The organism is Frankia sp. CcWB2 (assembly GCF_977927585.1).
In genome coordinates, this window is record NZ_CDWRCM010000089.1 from 15,970 (window position 1) to 17,367 (window position 1,398).

Consider the following 1,398-nt stretch of genomic DNA (forward strand, 5'->3'; position numbering starts at 1 on the left):
TAACTGGGTTGATATATTTAGGTAATATCCGCGCGCCACCGTCTCCGGCATGTGACGCTACGTACGCGAGGTGCGATTCCATCACTAGCTCTGGGGGGAGAGGTGTTGTGGCGCTCATGCCTGTGACTCGGATGGTTGAACGGCCCCATCCGGAACAGGGAATACGGAGATCAAGGAAGCGATCGTTCCTGTCTATTGAGACGTCCACGCACCCGTTTACTGGTCCGATCGGGTAGAAAAATTGGCCAGGAGTGCGGCCGGCAGTCGAGAAAATTCCGGCCGGAACGTGCGGTGTTCTCTCCACGCCGGCACACGCAGAGATGCCTCCTGCTGACTCCTGTTTGCCGATGGCCAGGTTTTTCTCGAAACCATACAAACCTACTCCAGCCAGGAGAGGTTTCCCACACAAAATAGAATGGAGAAGACCATGGCGGAAATTGACCTCGGATTGGCCGCGGACTGGGATGAGGGCGACACCCACGGCCGAATCAGGTTGAGGCAGAACCAGAATTACCCGAACTCGCCCAAGAAGGATGTGATCATCAGCTCGCCGGTGAGCATCGAACTCTCGGTCAACACAAACTACTCCACCTCCCAGGAAGCCGACAAGATCTTCTTCACGACCCACCACGGCAACCAGAAAAAGATCATCGCAATACTGGACTCCAACGGAGACCTCTACATCGCTGGCCGCGTGATCGAAGGGCAGTCGAACCTGTCCTACGAGTAGCCCGACAGCTCGGGGTGGGCCGGCGCCGCCGCGCCCACCCCGGCACGGACGTCGCTGCCGTGCTCGCCCCGCTGGGTCTGCGGCTGTCAGCAGCCAAGACCCGGGTAGTGCACACGAGCGACGGGTTCGACTTCCTGGGGTTCCGCATCCAGCGGCGCCGCAAGCGAGGCACGAACCAGTGGTACGTCTACACCTGCATCCCTGACCGGCCCCTCAAGGCGGTGAAGGAAAAGAGCGGCCACCCGATGAGCGTCACGTTCAGCCCGACGATGCCGCTGGTCGCCACCGGGGGTACCGACACCACCGTCCGGCTGTGGCAGCTGGCGTTCCCCGACCCGCCGCGGCTCGTCGCCGCCGTCGGCTACGGCCGGCGGATCAACCAGCAGTGGGCGCGGGCGGTGGCGTTCAGCCCGGACGGCACCCTGCTGGCCACCGCCGGCGCCGACCGCGTCACCGTCCTCTGGGACCTGTGAGCGAGTCCGGGACCTGTGAACGCTTGGGACCTGTGGGTGCCGTAAGTGTCCCGGATCCGGGGCACTCCACCTGCGGACAACCCGGTGGCCGCTGCCAATGGTCCGATTTCGCAACAGTCGCGGGAGCTGCACGCTACTAGGGCCTGTTTGGGAAGTTCATCGGGGCAGCCATTTGTTGATCGCGGCGATGGTGGC

At 62.7% G+C, this 1,398-nt stretch carries 2 protein-coding genes; both read left to right on the forward strand.

The window, feature by feature from the left end; genetic code table 11:
- Window positions 1-427 precede the first annotated feature (427 nt).
- Complete coding sequence (locus ACY45C_RS11405) at window positions 428-730, forward strand: DUF6342 family protein (RefSeq protein WP_462187591.1); 303 nt, start codon at window positions 428-430, stop codon at window positions 728-730.
- 59 nt (window positions 731-789) lie between these two features.
- Window positions 790-1,203 carry a WD40 repeat domain-containing protein gene (locus ACY45C_RS11410; RefSeq protein ID WP_462187592.1) on the forward strand — a complete coding sequence of 138 codons (414 nt, stop codon included), beginning with the start codon at window positions 790-792 and terminating at the stop codon, window positions 1,201-1,203.
- Window positions 1,204-1,398 lie beyond the last annotated feature (195 nt).

Excerpts from the sequence above, each read along its gene's own strand:
- ACY45C_RS11405 (WP_462187591.1), top strand. The coding sequence starts at position 428 with ATGGCGGAAATTGACCTCGGATTGGCCGCGGACTGGGATGAGGGCGAC.